At 73.2% G+C, this 21,260-nt stretch carries 22 protein-coding genes and 1 pseudogene; 12 read left to right on the forward strand and 11 right to left on the reverse strand.

Going from position 1 to position 21,260, the window contains the following annotated elements; all coding sequences use genetic code 11:
- A pseudogene (locus tag ABZ919_RS33305) lies at positions 1-459 on the forward strand (hypothetical protein); the annotation flags it as partial.
- Positions 460-555: 96 nt separating this feature from the next.
- Here the strand turns inward: ABZ919_RS33305 and ABZ919_RS33310 are convergent.
- Both ABZ919_RS33310 and ABZ919_RS33315 read right to left on the reverse strand, forming a co-directional pair.
- Positions 556-2,181: an amidohydrolase gene (locus ABZ919_RS33310; RefSeq protein WP_361255228.1), complete on the reverse strand. Its 1,626-nt coding sequence runs from the start codon at positions 2,179-2,181 to the stop codon at positions 556-558.
- Between the two features lie 18 nt (positions 2,182-2,199).
- The gene (locus ABZ919_RS33315) at positions 2,200-3,702 is read right to left on the reverse strand and encodes an APC family permease (protein WP_361255230.1); all 1,503 of its coding nucleotides are present in this window, start codon (positions 3,700-3,702) and stop codon (positions 2,200-2,202) included.
- 124 nt (positions 3,703-3,826) lie between these two features.
- On the opposite strand from ABZ919_RS33315, the gene ABZ919_RS33320 reads away from it, so the two are divergent.
- Genes ABZ919_RS33320 through ABZ919_RS33330 form a run of 3 tightly spaced genes read left to right on the forward strand, consistent with a single transcriptional unit; the run spans position 3,827 to position 5,497 of the window.
- On the forward strand, positions 3,827-4,546 hold the full coding sequence (locus tag ABZ919_RS33320) for a TetR/AcrR family transcriptional regulator (protein ID WP_361255233.1): 720 nt from the start codon (positions 3,827-3,829) through the stop codon (positions 4,544-4,546).
- A gap of 43 nt (positions 4,547-4,589) precedes the next feature.
- On the forward strand, positions 4,590-5,054 hold the full coding sequence (locus ABZ919_RS33325; protein ID WP_361255236.1) for a pyridoxamine 5'-phosphate oxidase family protein: 465 nt from the start codon (positions 4,590-4,592) through the stop codon (positions 5,052-5,054).
- A gap of 50 nt (positions 5,055-5,104) precedes the next feature.
- Positions 5,105-5,497: a VOC family protein gene (locus ABZ919_RS33330; protein ID WP_361255239.1), complete on the forward strand. Its 393-nt coding sequence runs from the start codon at positions 5,105-5,107 to the stop codon at positions 5,495-5,497.
- A gap of 149 nt (positions 5,498-5,646) precedes the next feature.
- Here ABZ919_RS33330 and ABZ919_RS33335 read toward each other — a convergent pair whose 3' ends face one another.
- A complete protein-coding gene (locus tag ABZ919_RS33335) occupies positions 5,647-5,946 on the reverse strand; it encodes a DUF4235 domain-containing protein (RefSeq protein WP_361255242.1) in 300 nt (99 codons plus the stop codon).
- A 28-nt stretch (positions 5,947-5,974) separates the two neighbouring features.
- Positions 5,975-6,991 (reverse strand): glutathione S-transferase C-terminal domain-containing protein, encoded by a 1,017-nt coding sequence (locus tag ABZ919_RS33340; RefSeq protein ID WP_361255245.1) that lies wholly within the window; start codon positions 6,989-6,991, stop codon positions 5,975-5,977.
- 138 nt (positions 6,992-7,129) lie between these two features.
- On the opposite strand from ABZ919_RS33340, the gene ABZ919_RS33345 reads away from it, so the two are divergent.
- A complete protein-coding gene (locus ABZ919_RS33345) occupies positions 7,130-8,161 on the forward strand; it encodes a cation diffusion facilitator family transporter (RefSeq protein WP_361255248.1) in 1,032 nt (343 codons plus the stop codon).
- Between the two features lie 78 nt (positions 8,162-8,239).
- On the opposite strand, the gene ABZ919_RS33350 is transcribed toward ABZ919_RS33345, so the two are convergent.
- Positions 8,240-8,689 (reverse strand): nitroreductase family deazaflavin-dependent oxidoreductase, encoded by a 450-nt coding sequence (locus ABZ919_RS33350; RefSeq protein ID WP_361255251.1) that lies wholly within the window; start codon positions 8,687-8,689, stop codon positions 8,240-8,242.
- Between the two features lie 268 nt (positions 8,690-8,957).
- Here ABZ919_RS33350 and ABZ919_RS33355 point away from each other — a divergent pair, with 268 nt between their 5' ends.
- Together ABZ919_RS33355 and ABZ919_RS33360 are read left to right on the forward strand one after the other, a co-directional pair.
- Positions 8,958-10,187, forward strand: coding sequence for a cytochrome P450 (locus ABZ919_RS33355; RefSeq protein ID WP_361255254.1), 1,230 nt, complete (start codon positions 8,958-8,960; stop codon positions 10,185-10,187).
- Between the two features lie 12 nt (positions 10,188-10,199).
- Entirely contained in the window at positions 10,200-10,400 is a 201-nt protein-coding gene (locus ABZ919_RS33360; RefSeq protein WP_361255257.1) for a ferredoxin, read from the forward strand.
- On the opposite strand, the gene ABZ919_RS33365 is transcribed toward ABZ919_RS33360, so the two are convergent.
- Positions 10,375-10,962: a TetR/AcrR family transcriptional regulator gene (locus tag ABZ919_RS33365; RefSeq protein ID WP_361255260.1), complete on the reverse strand. Its 588-nt coding sequence runs from the start codon at positions 10,960-10,962 to the stop codon at positions 10,375-10,377. The genes ABZ919_RS33360 and ABZ919_RS33365 overlap by 26 nt on opposite strands.
- A gap of 126 nt (positions 10,963-11,088) precedes the next feature.
- Between ABZ919_RS33365 and ABZ919_RS33370 the strand changes: the two genes are divergently transcribed.
- Entirely contained in the window at positions 11,089-11,547 is a 459-nt protein-coding gene (locus tag ABZ919_RS33370; RefSeq protein ID WP_361255262.1) for a nuclear transport factor 2 family protein, read from the forward strand.
- Positions 11,548-11,596: 49 nt separating this feature from the next.
- Positions 11,597-12,130 (forward strand): flavoprotein, encoded by a 534-nt coding sequence (locus tag ABZ919_RS33375; RefSeq protein ID WP_361255265.1) that lies wholly within the window; start codon positions 11,597-11,599, stop codon positions 12,128-12,130.
- Here ABZ919_RS33375 and ABZ919_RS33380 read toward each other — a convergent pair.
- Both ABZ919_RS33380 and ABZ919_RS33385 read right to left on the reverse strand, forming a co-directional pair.
- Positions 12,127-12,978: a hypothetical protein gene (locus ABZ919_RS33380; protein WP_361255268.1), complete on the reverse strand. Its 852-nt coding sequence runs from the start codon at positions 12,976-12,978 to the stop codon at positions 12,127-12,129. The two genes, ABZ919_RS33375 and ABZ919_RS33380, sit on opposite strands and share 4 nt — an antisense overlap.
- A 210-nt stretch (positions 12,979-13,188) precedes the next feature.
- Positions 13,189-14,079: an endo alpha-1,4 polygalactosaminidase gene (locus ABZ919_RS33385; RefSeq protein ID WP_361255271.1), complete on the reverse strand. Its 891-nt coding sequence runs from the start codon at positions 14,077-14,079 to the stop codon at positions 13,189-13,191.
- 139 nt (positions 14,080-14,218) lie between these two features.
- Here ABZ919_RS33385 and ABZ919_RS33390 point away from each other — a divergent pair, with 139 nt between their 5' ends.
- On the forward strand, positions 14,219-15,187 hold the full coding sequence (locus ABZ919_RS33390; RefSeq protein WP_361255274.1) for an aldo/keto reductase: 969 nt from the start codon (positions 14,219-14,221) through the stop codon (positions 15,185-15,187).
- Positions 15,188-15,210: 23 nt separating this feature from the next.
- Here the strand turns inward: ABZ919_RS33390 and ABZ919_RS33395 are convergent, their stop codons facing one another.
- Positions 15,211-16,020 (reverse strand): phytanoyl-CoA dioxygenase family protein, encoded by an 810-nt coding sequence (locus ABZ919_RS33395; RefSeq protein ID WP_361255277.1) that lies wholly within the window; start codon positions 16,018-16,020, stop codon positions 15,211-15,213.
- A 65-nt stretch (positions 16,021-16,085) separates the two neighbouring features.
- On the opposite strand from ABZ919_RS33395, the gene ABZ919_RS33400 reads away from it, so the two are divergent.
- Positions 16,086-16,976: a helix-turn-helix domain-containing protein gene (locus ABZ919_RS33400; RefSeq protein ID WP_361255278.1), complete on the forward strand. Its 891-nt coding sequence runs from the start codon at positions 16,086-16,088 to the stop codon at positions 16,974-16,976.
- A 284-nt stretch (positions 16,977-17,260) separates the two neighbouring features.
- The gene (locus ABZ919_RS33405; protein ID WP_361255281.1) at positions 17,261-19,411 is read left to right on the forward strand and encodes a ricin-type beta-trefoil lectin domain protein; all 2,151 of its coding nucleotides are present in this window, start codon (positions 17,261-17,263) and stop codon (positions 19,409-19,411) included.
- Between the two features lies 1 nt (position 19,412).
- Here the strand turns inward: ABZ919_RS33405 and ABZ919_RS33410 are convergent, their stop codons facing one another.
- Positions 19,413-19,931 carry a universal stress protein gene (locus ABZ919_RS33410; protein ID WP_361255284.1) on the reverse strand — a complete coding sequence of 173 codons (519 nt, stop codon included), beginning with the start codon at positions 19,929-19,931 and terminating at the stop codon, positions 19,413-19,415.
- A 31-nt stretch (positions 19,932-19,962) separates the two neighbouring features.
- Positions 19,963-21,240, reverse strand: coding sequence for an SLC13 family permease (locus tag ABZ919_RS33415; protein WP_361255287.1), 1,278 nt, complete (start codon positions 21,238-21,240; stop codon positions 19,963-19,965).
- Positions 21,241-21,260 lie beyond the last annotated feature (20 nt).

Consider the following 21,260-nt stretch of genomic DNA (forward strand, 5'->3'; position numbering starts at 1 on the left):
GGCCGCGGCCGGCGTGGCGAACGCCGGGCCGCGGACCGGGTGTTGTACTCCTGCGACGTCGGCGGCCGGACGAAGGCGGCCGTCGTGGTCGCCAAGGACCAGAAGGGGTGGCCCGTTCGGGGCCCGGAGACGAACGCCTCCTGCGAGCCCGCCGAATTCCCCGCCGCGTTCGCGGCCGCCCAGGGCTGGGAGGTGTGGACGGACCGGCACGGCAGGCGGGTGCCGGTGAGCCGGCTCAGCAGCTCCACCGGCCCGGAACCCCGCGGTGGGCGGTCCGCCGCCCACTTCCTCGACCTGCTCGGTGCGCCATACGCCCGCGACCCCGACGGCGTGTCCGGCGCGGCCCTGCTCACCGCGCCGTACCGTGCCCACGTCCGCATGCCCGCACGCGCCCACGACAGCGGATACCACCGCCACGACCGGCGGTTGTGGCTCACCGCCGATCGGCCGACGGTGTAGGTCCGCACCCCGGCGGCGTCGAGGTCCGCACCCCGGCGGCGTCGAGGCCCGGCCACGGCCGGAGCACGGTGCCGGCTGCGACTGGCCGGTGCCCGCTCAGCCGGCGCCGTACACGCGCTCCCCGCCCACATAGGTCAGGGTCACGGCCGTCTCCGCGATCGCCTCCGGCGGCCCGGCGAACGGATCGCGGTCCAGCACCACCAGGTCGGCGAGCGCCCCGACGGCGACCCGGCCGGTGTCGTCCAGATGATTCACGTACGCCGATCCGGCCGTGTACGCCGTCAGCGCGTCCGTGAGTCCGAGCCGTTCCCCGGGCAGGAACACCGGTCCGGTGCCGCCCGGTTCGATCCGGTTGACCGCGACATGGATGCCCTGGAGCGGATCGGGGCTGCTCACCGGCCAGTCGCTGCCCGCCGCGAGCCGCGCCCCCGAGCGCAGCAGCCCGCCGAACGGATACTGCCGGGCGGCACGTTCGGGCCCGAGGAAGGGGATCGTCAGCTCGTCCATCTGCGGCTCGTGCGCGGCCCACAGCGGCTGGATGTTCGCGGTGGCCCCGAGCCGGGCGAAGCGGGGCACGTCGTCCGGGTGCACGACCTGGAGGTGGGCGAGGTGCGGCCGGGTGTCGCTCGGCCCGTTCGCGGCCCGGGCCGCCTCGACGGCGTCCAGTGCGTCGCGTACGGCCCGGTCGCCCAGCGCGTGGAAATGGCACTGGAAGCCCAGAGCGTCCAACTCGACGACGTACTCGGGCAGGTGTGCCGGGTCGATGAAGCTCTTGCCGCGGTTGGCGCTCGCGCACCCGCACCGGTCCAGATAGGGGTCCAGCAGCGCGGCCGTGTGGTTCTCGGCGACCCCGTCCAGCATCAGCTTCACCGTGCCCGCCCGGAACCTGCCGTGGCTCAACACCGCCCGCTTCTCCACGAGTTCGGGGAGCTGCTCGGCCCCCCGCTCCCGGTCCCACCACAGCGCGCCCCGCACCCGCGCGGTGAGCGAGCCGTCCCGCGCCGCCGTGAGGTACGCCTCGGCCGGGTCGTCCATGCCGAGGAAGTCACCGACCAGCGCGTCCTGCCAGGCGGTGATGCCGAGCGCGTGCAGATGCCGCTGCGCGTGCAGCAGCGCGGCCAGCCGGTCGGCCGGTGTGGCGGGCGGGGCGAGTCGGCCGACCAGCTGCATGGCACCCTCCTGGAGCGTGCCGCCGGGCTCGCCGGAGGCGTCCCGCTCGATCCGCCCGTCCGCGGGGTCGGGCGTGTCCCGGTCGATGCCGGCCAGCTCGAGGGCCCGGCTGTTGACCCAGGCACCGTGGTGGTCCCGGTTGGGCAGGTACACCGGCCGGTCCGGTACGACCGCGTCCAGCAGCTCCTTGGCCGGAGTGCCGCCCGCGAACGCCTCCATCGACCAGCCGCCGCCCAGGATCCACTCCCGCTCCGGGTGCGCGTCGGCGTATGCCCGTACGGCGGCCACGGTCTCCTCGGCCGTCGTCGTGCCGGTCAGATCGCACTGGGTCAGCTCCAGCCCGGCCGGCACCGGATGGACGTGGGCGTCCTGGAAGCCGGGCAGCAGCAGCCGTCCGGCGAGGTCGACCGCCTCCGTGCGCGGGCCGGCCAGATCTCGCAGCTCGTGGCCGCCGACGGCGGTGACCCGGTCGCCGGTGACGGCGACGGCGGTCGCGGTACGGCCCTCGGGAGTGAGGACGGGGCCACCGGTGAAGAGCAGATCAGCGTGCATGATGCCTTTCCTGGTCGGTCAGTTGGAGGTGGTGAGCAGCTCGGGCGACTCGGCGTCCGTGCCCGCGCCGGTGCGGAAGTACGGCGATCTGCGCACCCACTTGGCCCAGGCGGCCACCGCGAACCCGGACGCGATCATGGCGACCGGCATGAGCAGCAGGAACCAGCCGTTGTCCGCACGGAGTGCGAGGTGGTCGGCGGAGGTGTAGAACGACCAGCCGAGATAACCGCCGAGGCCCAGCAGGGCCAGCGCGCTCAGCGCGGGCAGCAGCACCGCCCGCACCCCCTGGCGCCGGTCGGTCCGCAGCAGGGAGCGGAAGCGCGCGGCGGCCGCGAGCGCGGTGAGCGCGTAGGACAGGGCGACGACGATGCCTACGGCGTTCACGACCGCGTCGATCATGTCGGCGAGGCGCGGGATGACCAGCGCGCCCCCCGCCACCACGACGGCCAGCGCCCCGATCAGCAGCGTTCCGGCCGCCGGTGTGCCGTACCGGGCGCTGACCCGGGACCACACCGGTCCGAGGGTGCGGTCCCGGCTCATCGCGAACATCCCGCGCGCCGTCGGGATGACCCCCGCCTGCAGCGAGGCCACCGCCGAGAACATCAGCGCCACGAGCGGCAGCGCGGCCAGCGGCTGGTCGGCCAGCCGATCCCCGTAGTACGCGAGCCCCTGTGCCCCGTGGCCCGCCAACTCCGACGGGGAGAGCACCCTTTGGAAGGCGACGGAACCGAGCAGGAACAGCCCGAGCATCGTCACCAGGGTGATGGTCCCGGCCCGGGAGGCGTCCCGGGGGTCCCGGACCTCCTCGTTGACGGTGAACGCCGCCTCGAAACCCCAGTAGCAGAACACCGACAGCAGCAGACCCTGTGCCAGCGCGGTCGCCGAGGGGATCGCGAACGGATCGAACCAGGAGAGGCTGAAGGAGTGCGGTCCGGTGACGATGCCGTAGCCGCAGAACCCCAGCAGGACCGCGTACTCGAAGACCAGCAGGCCGGTCTGCAGCCGGGCCGCTGTGCGGACACCGGTCACGGCGGTCAGGGTGACCGCGACCAGGACGACGATCCCCACCGCGGTCGTCTGCGCCGTGGAGTCCGGGTCGAGCCCGAGCGAGCCGATCCGGTGCAGGCCCGCCTCCCCGGCCAGCTGCAGCAGGGCCGAACCGGTGACGGCCGTGGTGTAGGCGAGGAAGGCCACGCTCGCCACGAAGTTCACCCAGCCCACCATGAACCCGAGCCAGGGGCTCAGCGAACGGCCCACCCACACATAGCCGTTGCCGGCGTTCGGCTCCACCCGGTTCAGCCGCGAGTAGGACCCGGCGATCCCGAGGACCGGCAGGAACGCCAGCAGCATGATGGCGGGCAGATGCGGGCCCACCACCGCCGCGGTCACCCCCAGCCCGATGCCGATGCTGGTGGTGGCGGCCGTACTGGAGGCGGCTACGGCGACGCCGTCGACCACGCTCAGGGACTTGCGCAGCTCGGGCCGCGCAGGGGGATCGACTCCGAAGGGTCTGTCGCTCATGGCCGGCTCTCCGCTCGCACCGCGGGGCCCCGAACGGCCCCGGTGACCGGACATGAAACTGCCGGGGCGCTTAACAGGTCAACGGTGTTGTCATAAGGTGCCGGGCACACCCCAGGGAGACCCCATGACCGACCGTGTCGTCCCGCCCGCCGCCCGCCGGCGCCGCCGCCCCACCAAACAGGGCGTGGTGCTCTCCGAACGGCTCATCGTGGAGACCGCGCTCCGGCTGATCGAGGAGCACGGCGCCGACGCGCTCTCGGTGCGCCGCCTCGGCCGGGCGCTCGGCGCCGATCCCAGCTCGCTCTACCGGTACTTCCGGCACACCGACGAGCTGATGCTGGCCATCGCCGACGAGCTGATCGGCCGCACCCTGCGGACCTGGCGGCCGACCGGGGACTGGGCGGCCGACCTGCGCGAGCTGGGCCTGCGCATGCACGCCGGAGCCCTCGCACACCCCCGGGCGGCGATGCTCAGCGCCCACCGCGTCACCGGGCGCGCCCAGGAGATCCAGGCCGTGGAGAGCATCCTCGGCGTGCTGCGCCGGGCCGGCTTCCCGGACCCGGAGGCGGTGCGGATCTACCACGCCTTCGTCGACCAGGCCCTCGCCTTCGGCGCCCTCGACTCCGCGGGCACCGCCCTGCCCCGGGCCGCGCGCGAGGCCGAGGCCGAGGTGTGGCGCAGCACCTACGGCCGGCTGCCGGCCGGCACCCACCCGCACATCGCGGCCACGGCCCCCCATCTCGTCGCCACCATGCGCTCCAGCTCCTACCCGGCCGCCCTCGACCTCTTCCTGTCGGCCGCCCGGACACGCCTTGATCACATGCGTGCGGGGATCCGGGAGTGACGGCCACACTGGACGGGACTCGCACCCGAGGAGGCAGCACGCCATGACCCCACCGCCCGCCCGCACGTTCGCAGAGCGCAAGAAGGACACCCTGCACCGGCTGGAGCACGATGTCGACGTCTGGGTCGCCACCGCCGGCCCCGACGGCGGCGCTCCCCATCTCGTGCCGCTGTCCTTCGTGTGGGACGGCGCCACGCTCCTGATCGCCACCCCGGCCGACAGCCCCACCGGCCGCAACCTCGTGGCCACGGGCCGGGCCCGTCTCGGTCTCGGGCCGACCCGGGACGTCGTCATGATCGAGGGCACCGCCCAGGCGGTCACCCCGGAGGACCTCCCCGAGGAGGACGCCGAGGTCTTCGCCGGCCAGACCGGCTTCGACCCCCGCCGGCTCTCCGCCCGCTACCTGTACTTCAGGATCCTCCCGCAACGCGTCCAGGCCTGGCGCGAGGAGAACGAGCTGAGCGGGCGGGAGTTGATGCGGAAAGGACGGTGGCTGCTCGCCGACTGAATGCGGTGGCCCGGGATATCCGCAGCAAGAGGACACCCCCGGGAGGAAGCATGGCACTGGTGAAAGCGGGCGTGGTGGTGCTGGACTGCGCCGAGCCCGAGAAACTCGCCGAGTTCTACAGGGAGTTGCTGGACGGTGAACAGACGGACGCCTCGGCGAACCTGGTGGAGATCCGGGGCGCCGACGGCGTGCGGCTGGCCTTCCGCCGCGATGTGAACGCCACCCCGCCGAGCTGGCCGCGCCCGGAGAACTCCCTGCAAGCTCATCTCGACTTCCTGGTCGAGGACTTGGACGAGGCGGAGCGGCGGGTGGTGGCGCTCGGCGGCCGGCCGATCGCCACCAGGGACGCGGCGGGGCCGTACGAGGAACGCGGGTACGCCGACCCTGCCGGTCACTCCTTCACCCTGCGCCTGGTGCCCACGGTGGCCCCGAAACAGGGCTGAGCGCAGGCGCCCTGCTGAAGGGGCGCGGGGCTGTGCCGACGCGCGGCTCCGCCGCCCCGGTGCGATCAACCGCGACGCACCCGCGGCCGGGAGCGGCCCACACCCCTGCGGTGCTGCCGCTCCCGGCTCCGGAGCCGGCCGGGCGCGCGTCAGTCCCGGCCGCCCTTGTCCGCCACGGGCCACTGACCCGTCGACCGCGCGATGGCCTTCGCACCGCCACGGTCCACCGCGCTGCGCACCACGGCGAAGATCGCGCCCTGCACCGCCGCCGCGAGCAGGATCTCGCCCCAGCCGCGGTCCGGGTCCAGGGCGTCGGGCGCGTCGTCCTCGTGCCGGATCGCCTTCCACGCCTGCTGGAAGGCCATGCCGGCCAGCGCGCCGCCCGCCCAGCTGAGCACGAAACCGATCGGCTGGTACACGAAGGGGAGCTTTTTCTTCTTCTTGGCCATGTGTGACTCCTTCCTCGTCACAGGACGGTCATGCGGGCCGCCCTGGGGCGGCCACCCGTTCGCCGGGAGGCACCGGTCCCGGCGGCGTGCCGTCCCCGAACGGCCGCCCGCCCAGCTCCTCGCGGTGGTGCGGAGTCAGCCAGCCGGCCAGGTCGGGGCCGAGCGGCACGATGCCGGTGGGGTTGATGCCGGTGTGCACCTGGTAGTAGTGCCGCTTGATGTGGTCGAAGTCGACGGTGTCGCCGAACCCGGGTGTCTGGAACAGGTCCCGGGCGTACGCCCAGAGCACCGGATTCTCCGTCAGCTTCCAGCGGTTGCACTTGAAGTGGCCGTGGTAGACGGCGTCGAACCGGACGAGCGTGGTGAACAGCCGGATGTCCGCTTCCGTGAGGGTGTCGCCGACCAGATACCGCTGCCCGGCCAGCCGGCCGGCGAGCAGTTCCAGCCGCCGGAAGACGCCCGCGCACGCCTCGTCGTACTCGTTCTGGTGCGTGGCGAACCCGGCCCGGTACACGCCGTTGTTCACGTCTTCGTACACCTCGGCCATCACCTCGTCGATCTCCGCGCGCCGGCCGTCCGGGTAGAGGTCGGGGGCGCCGGGACGGTGCAGGGCCGTCCACTCGGTGGCCAGGTCCAGGGTGAGCTGCTGGTAGTCGTTGGTGACCAGCCGTCCGCTGGGGACGTCCACGACCGCGGGCACGCTGACCCCGCCCGGGTAACCGGTCTCGCGCCGGTCGTAGGCCTCGCTCAGGAACCGGACGCCGAGCACCGGGTCCCGGCCGTCCGGGTCCAGGGTGAAGCGCCAGCTGCGGTCGTCCTGGACCGGATCGGCCACGGCCATCGACAGCGCGTCCTCCAGGCCCAGCAGCCGGCGCGAGACCACCGCCCGGCTCGCCCACGGACAGGCGCGCGAGACCACCAGGCGGTAGCGGCCCGCCTGCACCGGCCAGCCGTCCCGGCCGTCGGCGGTGATCCGGTCCGCGAAATGGCTCCTGGACCGGGTGAACGCCTTGTGGCCGTAGGCGCGGTTGCCGTCGCCGTCCATGTCTCCTCCTCGTCGCCCGGTGTCCCCTGATGCCCTGCGTTCCCCGTTTCCCGCCGCCCGCACGGTGTGATCCGCCCGCTCAGGGGCAGTCGGCCTTGAGTGAGCGGGACATCCTCCGGACGGGAAAGGGCAGCGGTCATGAACGGGGACGGCGGTACGGCCACCCCACCTGCTGCCGTGGAGCACGGCCGAGGGCGCCGCGGGAGGCCCGGCACGGGCTCCCGGGCCGACCGGCACACGAAGGTCACGGTCCTGGTGGCGCTCGCCGCCAATCTGGTGATCGCCGTCGCCAAGGCCGTCGGCGGCCTCTTCGCGGGCTCGCCCGCGCTGCTGTCGGAGGCCGCGCACTCCGTCGCGGACAGCCTCAACGAGGTGTTCCTGCTGGCCGCGCTGCGCCGCAGCCGCCGTCCCGCGGACCCGCGGCACCCCTTCGGCTACGGCAAGGAACGCTACTTCTGGTCCCTGCTCGCCGCCGTCGGCATCTTCGTCATGGGCGGCTGTTTCTCCTTCTTCCAGGGCTTCGAGGCCCTGCGCCAGGGCACGGAGGAGACGTTCAGCGGCTACGTGGCGGGCCTGATCGTGCTGGGTGTGGCCCTCGTCGCCGAGGGCGTCTCGCTGTTGCGGGCCCTGCGTCAGGCGCGCCGGCAGGGCGGTGGCCTCGGCGCGCTGAGCGATCCGGCGCTGCGCACGGTCATCGCCGAGGACGGCACGGCGGTACTCGGCGTGACGCTCGCCCTCGCCGGGACGGCCCTGCACATGGTGACCGATCAGGTCGCCTGGGAGGCCTCGGCCTCGCTGGCGATCGGCGTCCTGCTGGTGTACGTCGCCTACCGGCTGGGTCGTGACGCCCGCGACCAGCTCATCGGCGAGGCGGCCGACCCGGAGTTGAGCGGCAGGATTCGCTCACTGCTCGCCGCGCAGCCGGAGATCGACAGCGTGGAGGCGCTGTTCACCATGCGGATGGGCCTCGACTCCACCCTGGTGGCCGCCCGCATCGACTTCGTGCCGGGCCTGGACAGCGAGCGGGTGGAGGAGGCCGCCGTACGCATCAAGCGGTCTCTCGCCCGGACGTTCCCCGAGGCCGACCAGATCTTCCTCGACGTGACCGACCGGCCGGCGGGCGAGGCACGAGAAAGCCCCGCCGCGACGGGGGAACGCGGCGGGGCCTGAGGCTCGACTGCCCGCCCCACGCGGGGTTCACACCCCAGCGGCGCGGATTTATCCGAAACCGGCCGGCTCCCGGCGCGATCAGCTCGCTTCGAGGGGCTCCAGCACGAACACCGGGATCTCCCGTGACGTCTTCTTCTGATAGTCGGCGTACGGCGGAAACGCGGCGACGGCCCGCTCCCACCACACGGCCTTCTCCTCCCCGGTGGCCTCACGGGCCCTCATGTCCCGCTTGACCGGCCCGTCCTGCAGCTCGACGTGCGGATCGGACATGATGTTGAAGTACCACACCGGATGCTTGGGCGCGCCGCCCTGCGAGGCGACCAGCGCGTACGTCCCCTCGTGTTCCACCCGCATCAACGGTGTCTTGCGGATCTTTCCGCTCTTCGCGCCCCGGCTGGTGAGGACGACCACCGGCAGCCCGGTGTCCATGAGCGTCGTGCCCTTCGTCCCGCCGGAACTCTCGTACAGCTCGACCTGCTCGCGCACCCACTGCGCCGGGCTGGGTTCGTACTCGCCCTCAAGAGGCATGGGATCCGTCCTCTTCCTCGGTCCAACAGCTGTCTGCCACCGGCATTCAACACCGGCGGCCGCGCGAATCATCCGTAGCGAAGTTCCCGTGGGGCCGGCCGGGTGACGACTTCGGGCCGCTCATGGCCGGTTCCAGCCCCTCGGAGCTGTGCGCTTCGGCCAGATCGGGCGGAACATTGAAGTGGCCGAACTTGTCGTCGACCCATAGATGCCTGGGGCATCTAATGAAGATCGGCACGACGCACTTCTTCGTCTGCGAGGTCTTTCCATGACGGATCTGACGGACATCACCGGCCCGGCGACCCCGGCCGACCCCGTCGCCTTCCCCCAGGACCGCACCTGCCCCTACCACCCACCCACCGGATACGAGCCGTTGCGCGACGGGCGATCCCTCTCCCGCGTCACCCTGTACGACGGCCGCGAGGTCTGGCTGGTCACCGGCCACGCCACCGCCCGCGCCCTGCTCGCCGATCCCCGCCTGTCCTCCGACCGCCGCCGTTCCGACTTCCCGGCACCCACGGCGCGCTTCGCGGGCGTCCGGGACCGGCGGGTGTCCCTGCTCGGCGTGGACGACCCCGAGCACCAGCGGCAGCGGCGGATGATGATCCCGTCGTTCACCCTCAAGCGCGCGACCGGGCTGCGGCCCGCCATCCAGCGGATCGTGGACGGGTTGCTGGACAGCATGATCGAGCAGGGGCCGCCCGCCGAACTGGTCTCGGCGTTCGCACTGCCCGTGCCGTCGATGGTGATCTGCGACCTGCTCGGCGTGCCGTACGCCGACCACGAGTTCTTCGAGGAGCAGTCCCGCAGGCTGCTGCGCGGCCCGACGGCAGCCGACACCCAGAACGCCCGCGACCGGCTGGAGGAGTACCTCGGGGGACTCGTCGACGACAAGGCCGCCCGGGACCGGCCCGGCGACGGCGTCCTCGACGACCTCGTCCACGACCAGTTGCGCGAGGGCACGCTGACGCGTGCCGAGGTCGTCTCGCTGGCCGTCATCCTGCTGGTAGCGGGCCACGAGACCACCGCCAACATGATCTCCCTCGGCACCTACACCCTCCTCCAGCACCCCGACCGGCTGGCCGAGCTGCGCGCCGACCCGGCACTGCTGCCCGCCGCCGTCGAGGAGCTGATGCGGATGCTGTCCATCGCGGACGGGCTGGCGCGCATCGCACGGGAGGACATCGACATCGCGGGCACCACCATCCGGGCCGGTGAAGGCGTGTTCTTCTCCACCTCGGTGATCAACCGCGACCCGACCCACTACGCCGACCCCGACGCCCTCGACTTCCATCGCCCCGCCCGCCACCACGTGGCGTTCGGCTTCGGGATCCACCAGTGCCTGGGCCAGAACCTGGCCCGTGCCGAGCTGGAGATCGCCCTGGGCTCCCTGCTGGCCCGGCTGCCGGGGCTGCGGCTGGCCGTCCCGGCGCAGGACATCCCCTTCAAGCCCGGCGACACGATCCAGGGGATGCTGGAACTCCCCGTGACCTGGTAAGAGGCTCTGCACATGCATATCGACATCGACAAGGACGTCTGTATCGGCGCCGGTCAGTGCGCACTGGCCGCACCGGGCGTCTTCACCCAGGACGACGACGGCTTCAGCACCCTGCTGCCCGGGCGCGAGGACGGCGCGGGCGACCCGATGCTCCGGGAGGCCGTGCGGGCCTGCCCGGTGAGCGCGATCACGATCTCGGAGACGGCCGGCTGAGCCCGCCCGGGCCGGCGGCCGCCATCAGCGTCCGCGCCGCCGCGCGGGCCTCGGCCGCCGGCCGGGTGCTGCCCGTGATGCCCGCCGTCACCATGGCGCCCTCGGCGAGCAGGAAGAGCGGGCCGGCGAGCGCGGCGGGCAGTCCGGCGTCGTCGACGAGCGAGGCGAGGTAGTCCCGGAACGCCTCCTTGTGGGCGCGCACCTGCTCGGCGACCGACGCCGAGGTGCCGCCCAGTTCGCCGTAGGCGTTGATCCAGGCGCAGCCACGGAAGCCGGACTCGCCGAACCACTCCTCCAGCCAGTCGAACACGGCCGGGATCCGCTCCCGCGGGTCCGGCTGTCCCGCCACGTGCGCGGCGAGCCGCCCGCGCCAGCGCTCGTCCCGCCGGGCCAAGCAGGCGGCGACGAGCTGCTCCTTGGCGGGGAAGAGCTGGTAGAGGCGCTTGAGCGAGACGCCCGACGCGCCGCGCAGTTCGTCCATGCCCACGGACTGCACACCGCGGGCGTAGAACAGTTCCTCGGCGGCGTCGAGCGCCCTGTCCCGCGCGGCCGCGCTGTCCATCGGCGACACCATCACTCCTCGCTGAGCTCCGGGGCGTGCTCCTTGACCGGAGAACGACGGTTCTCCTACCGTAGCAGCCACTGGAGAACGCCCGTTCTCCGGTGCTGCCCAGCCCAGGAGAAGACCATGGCCGACCGTCCGCCCCTGCCGCCGTTCACCCGCGACACCGCCGCGCAGAAGGTTCAGGCCGCCGAGGACGCCTGGAACACCCGCGACCCGCACAAGGTCGCGCTCGCCTACTCCGAGGACTCCGTCTGGCGCAACCGCGACACCTTCGTCACCGGCCGCGCCGGCATCGTGGCGTTCCTGACCGCCAAGTGGGAGCGCGAGCTGGACTACGCGCTGCGCAAGGACCTGTGGGCCTTCGACGGCAACCGCATCGCGGTCCGCTTCCAGTACGAGTGCCATGACGCCGACGGCCAGTGGTGGCGCTCCTACGGCAACGAGCTCTGGGAGTTCGACGAGCACGGCCTGATGACCCGGCGCGAGGCCAGCATCAACGACGTACGCATCGAGGAGAAGGCGCGCCGCATCCACGGCCCGCGCCCCGAGGCAGAGCGCGGGACGTCCTTCCCGCTCCAGTAGGGCCCCCGCAGCTCCCGTACGGCTCCGGGGCGTTCAGTAGGGTTCGCGGATGACCGAACAGGCCGAGAAGCCCTTCCTCTACGTCGTCGTCTGCGCGGCCGGGATCGCCGCGGGCGTCAGCAAGCTGATCACCGCCGCACAGGAACGGCGCTGGGAGGTCGGCGTCATCGCCACACCGGTCGCCATGGGCGGCTTCTTCGACGCCGGCGCCGTGCAGGCACAGACGGGCCGCCCCGTCAGATCGGCGTGGCGCACCCCGGCCGACCCCCGCCCCTTCCCGGCGCCGGACGCCGTCGTGGTGGCACCCGCCACCTTCAACACCGTCAACAAGTGGGCGGCCGGCATCGCCGACACCCTCGCACTGGGCACCCTGTGCGAGGCGGCGGGCGCGGGCATACCGATCGCCGTCCTGCCCTGCGTCGCCGACGCACTGGCCACCCATCCCGCCTACCGGGACAGCGTGGAACGGCTGCGCGGGATGGGCGTCCGCTTCGGTGACGCATACACAGGCCAAGCCCGGCCGGACGGCGGCCGGCCGGACTTCGCCTGGGAACGTGCGCTGGACCTGCTCGAGTTGCGCTAGCGGCAGGTCAGCGTCGGCCCCGCCAGCATGTTCCCGGTGAACATGCTCTGTCCCTGCGGGACCCAGTAGCCGAGCTTCGACACCACCGTGGAGCACTTCGGCCCGACGGTGTAGCGGACCTTGATCGTCTCCGGGTGGCCGGGCTGCAGCTCGGTCACCGTGCAGTCCAGGGCGTGGGCCAGCCGGGTCCTCGCCGGGTACCGGCCGACGAGCGGGTTGACGCAGCGCCGGTCGGGGGTGCTGATGCGCAGGCCCTTGCCCTCCTCGCCGATCATCCCCAGCCGCGCGTTGCCGTCGCCCTCCTCGCTGTCGCGGCGGATCGTGTAGGTGACCGTGGTCGTGGCGTTGCGGCGCAGCACGGAGTTGTCGACGGTGATGGAGTGCGTCGGCTTCGCCTTGGGCGCGGTCAGCGACACGGTGGCCTGCACCGTGCCCTTCAGGTCGACGCCCGCGGGTGCCGACCGCACGCGCACGGTCGCGCTGATGGCGTAGCTGCCGGGACCCGGGTACAGGCCCGAACCGGGCAGCGTGCCGGTGCCCACGGTGCTGCCGGATCTGGCGGCCTTCCAGGTGCCCTCGGTGCGGCAAGCGTAGCGGACCCGGGTGCGGCCGATCCGGCAGGTGGCCGGGGCGGTGATGTTGAACCTCGGGGAGCCGGTGTCCGCGCACAGGCTCACATCGGCCTGCTCACCGTGCGCACCGTGCAACGTGCCGGCGAGTGCGCACAGCGTCGCCGGGGTCTCCGGCGCCGGTGCGGCGGCGGTTTGTCCACAGGCGGGGGTGACGAGGGCCAGCGGCAGCAGCGCTGCTCCGGCCAGGATGCTGAGGGAGGTGGGACGAGTCGGCACCGAGTTTCCTCCGGGGCGGCCGAGACCGGCCGGGTGCCGGTCGTCTGCGCCGAGGATGAGCCGACCGTACGACGCCGCCCCGCACCCCACGCCGGACGGTCACCTGGGGGCACCAACACAACGCCCTGAAGGGAAGCGCGCCGAAGGGGAGCGGGGAACCGCGGGGCCGGCCACTACGGTGCCGCACCTGCCCCACGGCGTCCGTGGCACTCACCGCCGGCGCACGAACACGTACTTCTTGCTCCTCGGCGTGGACACGTCCCGGTCCCGGCGGACGATGCTCAGTCTGTCGCCCCAGCCCGCGAGGGCCGAGCGGAACCCCGCGTCGGTGTACTCGACGTCCACCACGCGGCCGGCGAACGCCTTCGCGTACACCCCGCACTCGCCGTACTGCCCGCACTCCTCCGTCACCGCGAAGTCCAGCCCGGCCCGCCGCCGCACACCGGCGAGCTCGGCGGTGTTCTTCTGGGCGACGGCCAGTTGCCGGGCGTGCGCGTGCCGGGACAGCAGGGTCATGAAGGCGGTGGCGTCGTCCGCGGTGAGCAGGTGGCGGGAGCGGGTGTAGCTGTCGTAGTTGTCCGGCTCGACCGCGTCGAAGCCCTTCTGCGCGCAGCCGTCGGTCCACTGGTTCACGCGCCGCGCCACCCGCGCGCGCCTGGCCGGGGTACGGATGTCGAGCAGGGCCTCGTTCCAGTCCTCGTCGACGACGACCCTGCCGTGCGCGTCGCGCAGCAGCAGATCGGCCGGCCAGGAGGAGCGCTCTTCGGGCTGGGCCTGGAAGGCGTTGACGTAGCAGACGTTGTAGAGGCCCGGCGCCGGGGCGTCGGAGCGGTCGCGGCCGACGATCCGCACACCCTTCGGCGGGGGGTAGGCGCCGCCGATCTGGTAGTCGAAACCGGCCCCCCGCGGCGGCAGTCGTACCGTGGCGGGCTGCGCCGCCTTCCGCTGCTCCTTGCCGCCCGGGTGACCGGGGCCGCCGGAACCGGCCGAACCGCCGGCGTCGCAGCCGGCCAGGGCCGAGAGGGTGACGAGCAGGGCCACCGCCAGAGCACCGGCGGCCCTTCGGGAGCCCGCGGCGCGACGCACACCCGTGGGCGACAAGTCCGCTCCATCCTGCCCGCGCCGCGCGGCGCGGCACGCGTCAGGATCAAATCGCCCGCACGCTCCGGTCGTCAAGCCGGTGGCCGACCTCGTCGTAGGCTCGGCGGTGACCATCGTCCCGAAGTCAGGAGCAGCAACGATGCAGTACGTGAAGCTCGGTTCGACGGGCCTGGACGTGTCGCGGATCTGCCTGGGGTGCATGACCTACGGCCTGCCCGACCGCGGCGTCCACGAGTGGACCCTCGACGAGGAGGCGTCCCGCCCGCTCATCCGGCAGGCGCTGGAGGCGGGCATCAACTTCTTCGACACCGCGAACGTCTACTCCGACGGCACCAGCGAGGAGATCGTCGGCAAGGCACTGCGCGACTTCGCGAACCGCGACGAGATCGTCCTGGCCACCAAGCTGAACGGCCGGATGCGGCCGGGCCCCAACGGGGCCGGTCTCTCCCGCAAGGCCGTCATGGCCGAGATCGACCACAGCCTGCGCCGCCTCGGCACCGACTACGTCGACCTGTACCAGATCCACCGCTACGATCACGCGACCCCCGTCGAGGAGACGATGGAGGCGCTGCACGACCTGGTCAAGGCCGGCAAGGTGCGCTACATCGGGGCGAGTTCGATGTACGCGTGGGAGTTCTCCAAGCTGCAGTACACCGCCGAGCGGCACGGCTGGACGAAGTTCGTGTCCATGCAGAACCACTACAACCTGCTCTACCGCGAGGAGGAGCGCGAGATGCTGCCGCTCTGTGCGGACCAGGGCGTCGGCGTGCTGCCGTGGAGCCCGCTCGCCCGGGGCCGGCTCACCCGGGACTGGGGCACCGTCACCGACCGCAGCGCGAACGACAACTTCGGCGGCCGGCTGTACCTGGACAGCGACCGCTCGATCGTCGAGGCGGTCACCCGGATCGCGAACGACCGTGGTGTGCCCCGCGCCCGGGTGGCCCTCGCCTGGCTGCTGCACCAGAACACGGTGGCGGCCCCGATCGTCGGTGCCGCCAAGCCGCACCACATCGAGGACGCGGTGGCCGCCGTGGAACTGGAACTGACCGAGAAGGAGATCGAGGAACTGGAGCGGCCCTACACTCCCCGTGCCGTGAGCGGCCACTGAAGCGCCCCGCGAGGCGCGCGTACTCACTGGGGTCCGTGCGGTGCGAACTCGGTGCCGCACGGACCGGCTCCCTCGCTCTCCGGCAGCGCAACCCGCTCACCCGACATCGTGAGCGTCCGGTAGTACCCTCCGATCCGCTCGGCCGACCGTCCCACGTAGTGGCCGATGAACGAGCGCCGGAACCGGTCCGCGGTGCGGTTGGGCCCCGAACCGTGCACCAAACTGCCGTTGAAGAACAGCGCGTCACCCGGGGCCAGATCCACCGGCACCGGTGTCAGCCCCGCCGGAGGCGGAACGTACTCGCGGGCGAACGACAGCCGTTCGTCGGCGAGTTCGGGGCAGAACAGGTCCATCCGGTGGGTGCCCGGTACGACCTCGAGCCCACCGTTGTCCCGGTCGATCGGCTCGCAGGCCACCCACGCCGCCACACAGGTGCCCGGCTCGACCCGCAGATAGAAGTTGTCCTGGTGCAGCGCCTGCCCCCGCGCACCCGGCGGCTTGAAGTAGAACATGCTCTGCGCGGCCAGCACCTCCTCGCCCAACAGCACCTCGAGCACCGCCCGCAGCCGGGCGTCCAGGAGCAACTGCCGTGCGGGCGCGCTGTATTCGTGCGGCTGCATGATCCGGGGATACCGGCGCAAGGGGTCGGGGTCGCAAGGGCGCGGCGCGAGGTGTCCTGGCATCGGGCCGGCCGCGTGCAGTTCCTCGAACGTCGCGCACAGCCGTTCGGTCTCGGCCCGGCCGAACAGGCCCCGCACGACGGTGAATCCGTCCTCCTCGAAGTCCTGCCGGAGCGTGCCGGGCAGGATGGCGTCGATGTCCGTGGCTGTCATGTGTCCGCTCCCGACGTCCGGTGGTCACCTGTCCGCCACGCTAGGCCGACGCGCCCGGCGGGAGGATGCCCGTGCATGCTGAGGACCTGCCCGTCAGGGCTGCCGCGGACCCCTCCCCGCCGCCCGGACTGGTGGTGACCGGCCGCTACGACCGGCGGTCCGGCTACGGCGTCAACCGCCCCGGCGGTTCGGCGAGCTGGCTCTTCACCTTCACCCTGGACGGATGCGGCCTGCTCCGGCAGGGCGGAGCCCGGGCCCGCGCCGGCGCCGGGGATCTGGTGGTGCTCGCTCCGGGCACCGGCCATCGCTACACCGTCGCGCCCGGAGCCGAGCGCTGGCGGTTCTGGTGGGCCCATTGCCGGGCCCGGCCCTCCTGGACGCCCTGGCTCGCCCCCCACGCCGTGTCCGACGGCCTCTACGCCGTAGCGTCCGTCCCCGGCGCCCTGCACGGCCGGATCGAGGCGGCGTTCTGCCGGATGCTCGCCGACGCCCGGGGACCGGCCGGGGACACCCCGCACGAGCCGGACCCGGTGGGTGTGGCGCACTGCAGCCTGGCGCGGGAACTCGCCCTGAGCGCACTGGAGGAGGTGGTCCTCCTCGCCGTGGGCGGCGCCCGGACGCCGCCCCCCGCAGCGGATGCGGACGCCAGGGTGCGCCACGCCGAGGAACTGATCGCCGCCGATCCGCGCGCCCCGCACACCGTCCGCTCGCTCGCCGAGAGCGTGGCGCTGTCCCCGTCCCGTTTCGCGCACCTGTTCACCCTGTGCACCGGACAGCCGCCGATGCGGGCCCTCCGCGAGGCCCGGCTGCGGCACGCGGCCCGGCTGCTGGAGGCCACCGACCTGACGGTGGAGCGGGTGGCGGCGGCCTCCGGATTCACCAGTCCCTTCCATTTCAGCCGCATTTTCCGGGAGCGCTACGGAGTGCCGCCCGGTGCCTACCGGGCCGGGCGATAGGCGGAGGGATAAGGATTTGTTTGACCGTGCGTCAATAAGGATCCGTTCCGGACCTAATCGCCGATAATCGAGAGATCTCTTGTTCAGACGTGCGCGGTTGTGCAAAAGTGTGCGCTGTCGGCGCGCAGGTTGCATCGCATTCCCTCTGTATGCGCCAGGTCGCTCCCCGTACACCCCCCACGCTTCAAAAGAGCCCCCTCAGGTGGACGTTCGAGCAGCCTCACCACCCGTCCATACCGCCTGGTATGGACTAATTTCCGTATCACGTCTGGAGGAATGCAGTCGTGAATGAGGCAGGCCGGTCGGACGAGCAACTGAGTGCCGAGCTGAAGAAGTGGACGGGAGGGACACCGGCGCTGCACCCCGTCGGTGAACTCCTCGACCGGCACTGGGCGGCGGCCTTCGCCTACGCCCGGCTGTGCACGGACGGCACGCGTGCCGCCGGCATGCTCACCACCGCCGCCTTCACCCGGCTCTTCGGGGAATCGCTGCGGCAGGCCGGGCCGACCGCCGCCTGGCGGCCCCATGTCCTGGTCGCCGTCCGCCGGATCGCGGCCGAGTGGGACACCGACGGCCGCCACGAACTCCTCCATCCGGCGCTGCGGTCCGGCGCCACCGGTGAGCGTGCCGCCGCCCGGCTGCTGCCACCGCCCGGGCGGCGGCAGTTGTCCCGTGCGTTCCAGCGGGTGCCCCAGTCCTCCCGTGCCCTGCTGTGGCACACGGAGGTCGAGGCCGAACCGCTCGCCGTGCCCGCTTCCCTGCTCGGGCTGGACGAGGAGGACGCCCGGGTCGAGCTGCACCGGGCCGGCGAACGGCTGCGTGAGGAGTGCCTCCAGGTCCACCGCGAACTCGCCCCCGAGAACGAGTGCCGGCGCTATCAGCGCATGCTCGACGTGACGTTCCGGCGCGGCGGTGTCGACATCGACCCGGACCTGCGTCAGCACCTGGGCGGTTGCGGCCACTGCAGCCGGACCGCCGACCAACTCGCCGCGTTCAACGGCGGCCTGGGGCTCGCCCTCGCCGAGGCGGTGCTCGGCTGGGGCGCCGGGGAGTACCTGCAGAGCCGCGCGGCCCGCACCGGACAGCAGACCGAACCGGACGCCGGAGCCGCGGCGTTCGCGCCGCCGTTCGGCGAGTCCTTCTCCGCCGCCGAGCCGGTGCCCCGGAGCGGCTCGGCCGAACCCGCGGGCGGGAGCGGCGCCGGCGGCTCCGCGGTCCGGTCCGGTGCCGCCGAGACCGTGCGACCGGGTGGTTCCGTCGGCTGTGCGGAATCCGCCGGATCTCCGCGCCGGCGCGCTTCCCGGGAGTCCGCGCGGCGTGACCGGGCGGAGTCCGCGCGCGGCGTCGGCACCGGCGAGCCCCCGCGCGGCAGTGGTCCGGCCGAGACCACCGGCCCGACGGCGTCTGCCGGATCCGGGCGCTCCGGTGGCACGGCCGGCCGCGCCGGGTCCGCGCGGCGTGGCGGTTCCGCACCGAACACGGCATCCGCCGCCGCGGTGCCGCCCGGTCACGCGGACGGCGCCCCGGCCCCCCGCTCCGCCCAGCGTGCCGCCCGTGCCCGTGCCCGGCGGCGCCATCTCGCGCTGGCCGCGGTGACCGTGAGCGGTCTGGTCGTGCTGCCCCTGGTGCTGTGGGCGGTGCTCGGGTCCGGCGACGGACCGGCCCCCGCCGGCGGTGACACGTCCTCCCCGGCGCCGGGCAAGGACGGCGCCCGTCCCGGCGCCTCCTGGGCCGGCGCGAACCCGGCGGCCCAGGGCGCCCTGCACGGCCGGCTCCGCAGTCTCGCCTCGGGCCTGTGCATCGGTGTCGTCGGGAAGAAGGCCGTCGAGGGCGCCGAGACCGAACTCACCGCCTGCTCCGCCACACCGAGCCAGCAGTGGACGTACGAGACCGACGGGCTGCTGCGCAACTCCGCGGCTCCCGGTCTGTGCCTGGACTCCCACCTCGGCTACTCGGTCCGCCTCGCCCCCTGCTCGGCCACCGGCAAGGCCGGCCGGAACATCCGCTACGACTTCACCCTTCAAGGGGCCCTGATTCCCCGCTGGAACCAGGAGCTGGCCCTCACCCCCGCCGCCACCGACGGCTCGGGCGCCCTGGTCCTCAAGACCCGCGCGACCGGCGCCGCCCAGCGCTGGGCCGTCGACACGGCCCATCCCGACCTGCAGATGCAGAACGTCGACTGGGCCGGCGACGGCACCCCGACGCCGGCCGCCACCTCCCGGCGGACGGCCCCCGCGCCGACGCCCACCCCCAGCGACTCCAGGACCGCCGCGTCGCCGACTGCGACTCCCACGGCGACCGGGTCCAGCACCGTCCCCGCACCGACCGCCACCGCCGACCCCTGCTCGTACTACTACTGCGGCGGGGGCGGCGGAGGGTACGGGGGGTACGGCGACGGAGGGGCATACGGGGGTTACGGGCACCACCGCCGCTGACTCAGGGACGGTGCGGTGGTGGCGGCGGGATCGTGCCCAGGCCGGGGGCCGGCTCCGGCCACACCAGCAGCACCGGGCAGGGCGCGTGGTCGACGACGAACCGGGCGGCCGGGCCGAGGCTCCGGGGCCCGAGCCGGGACCGGTCGCCGTCCCGGGCGAGCACCAGCAGGTCGGCTCCCTCGGCGGTGGCCACCACCTCCCGCTCGACCCGGCCCGACCGCTCCTCGCGCCGGCAGGGCCGGCCCAGCCGCCCGGCCGCGGCGTCCAGCAGCTCGGCCGCCGAACCCCCGCCGAGCTCCTCCAGCCGGTCGCCAGGATCCCTCCCCCAGCTCTCGGCCGGGAGGTGCCCGCGCGGATGCCCCCGGCCGAGCAGCCCGGCGAACGCGCCGTGCGCGAGGTCCGGCACCTCGGGCCCGCTGACGTGCAGCAGCACCACCTCGGAGCCCTCCGGTGCGTGGGCGCGCACGGCGTCCACGCAGGCGGGCCAGGTGCCCTCGACGAGCCAGGCGATCACACGCATCGGGTCGGCCTCCTCGGCACACGCGAAACCGTCAGAGAACCTGCAGCGATCCCCACAGTGCCACCACCGCGACCGCGAGGGAGGACGGCACGGCGACCAGGCCCAGCCGGGTGAACTCCTTGAGGTCCACGCCGTGCTCGTGCTGGTGCACGATCCGCCGCCACAGCAGCGTCGCCAGCGATCCGGCGTAGGTCAGGTTGGGGCCGATGTTCACGCCGAGCAGCACGGCCAGCACCGCGCCCGCGCCGGCCGGCGCGGCCAGCGGCAGCAGGACCAGCACCGCGGGGAGATTGTTGATCAGGTTGGCCAGCACCGCGGCCAGTGCCGCGACGCCCAGCAGCGCGGGCAGTCCGGTGCCGCTCGGCATGACATGCCCCAGTACGTCCGCGAGCCCGTTGTCCACGACCGCCCGCACCACGACGCCGAGCGCGAGCACGAACGCGAGAAAGGCCGGGGCGGCCGCGCGCACGACGGCCGGCGCGGTCGCCTTCCGCCGCACCAGCGCCCGACCGGCCAGCACCAGCGCGCCCGCCGCCGCGACCCAGGCCGGCTCCACGCCGAACGCCGACGCCGCCACGAAGCCCGCCAGCGTGCAGGCCACGGTCACCAGCGCGAACAGCGGCAACCGCGGCGGCTCACCAGCGCCCCCGCCGGCCGGGGCCGCCGCCGCGAGGTCACGGGCGAAGAACCGCCGGAACACCGCGTACTCCGCACCGATCGCCACCAGCCAGGGCAGCGCCATCAGCGCCGCGAACCGGGTGAAGCTCAGCCCGCTCGCCGCGAATGCCAGCAGGTTCGTCAGATTGGACACCGGCAGCAGCAGCGACGCCGTGTTCGACAGGTGCGTGCAGGCGTACACATGCGGTTTCGGGCGTACGCCGGTGCGCGCGGCCGTGGCGAAGACCACCGGGGTGAGCAGCACGATGGTGGCGTCGAGGCTCAGCACGGCCGTGATGGCCGAGGCGAGCGCGAAGACCGCCGTCAGCAGGCGGACGGGGCGGCCCGCCGCCCACCGTGCCATCCACGCCCCGCAGGCCTGGAACAGGCCCTCCACGTCGCAGAAGTGGGCGAGCACCAGCACCGCCGCCAGAAATCCCACCACCGGGCCGAGCCGCTCCACCTCGGCCCGGGCGTGGTCCAGCGAGATCGCCCCGGTGCCGACCGCGATGCCGGCGGCGGGCACCGCCATGACCGCTTCCGGCCATCCGAAGGGCCGGACGACGGCCCAGGCGAGGACGGCGGCGAGCAGGAACGCGGACAGCGCCTCGGCGAGTGGGGTGTTCAGGGCGGGTCCTTCCGAAAGGATCACGTGGTGCCACGCCCATCAAA

Source organism: Streptomyces sp. NPDC046759 (genome assembly GCF_040645475.1).
Lineage (GTDB): Bacteria > Actinomycetota > Actinomycetes > Streptomycetales > Streptomycetaceae > Streptomyces.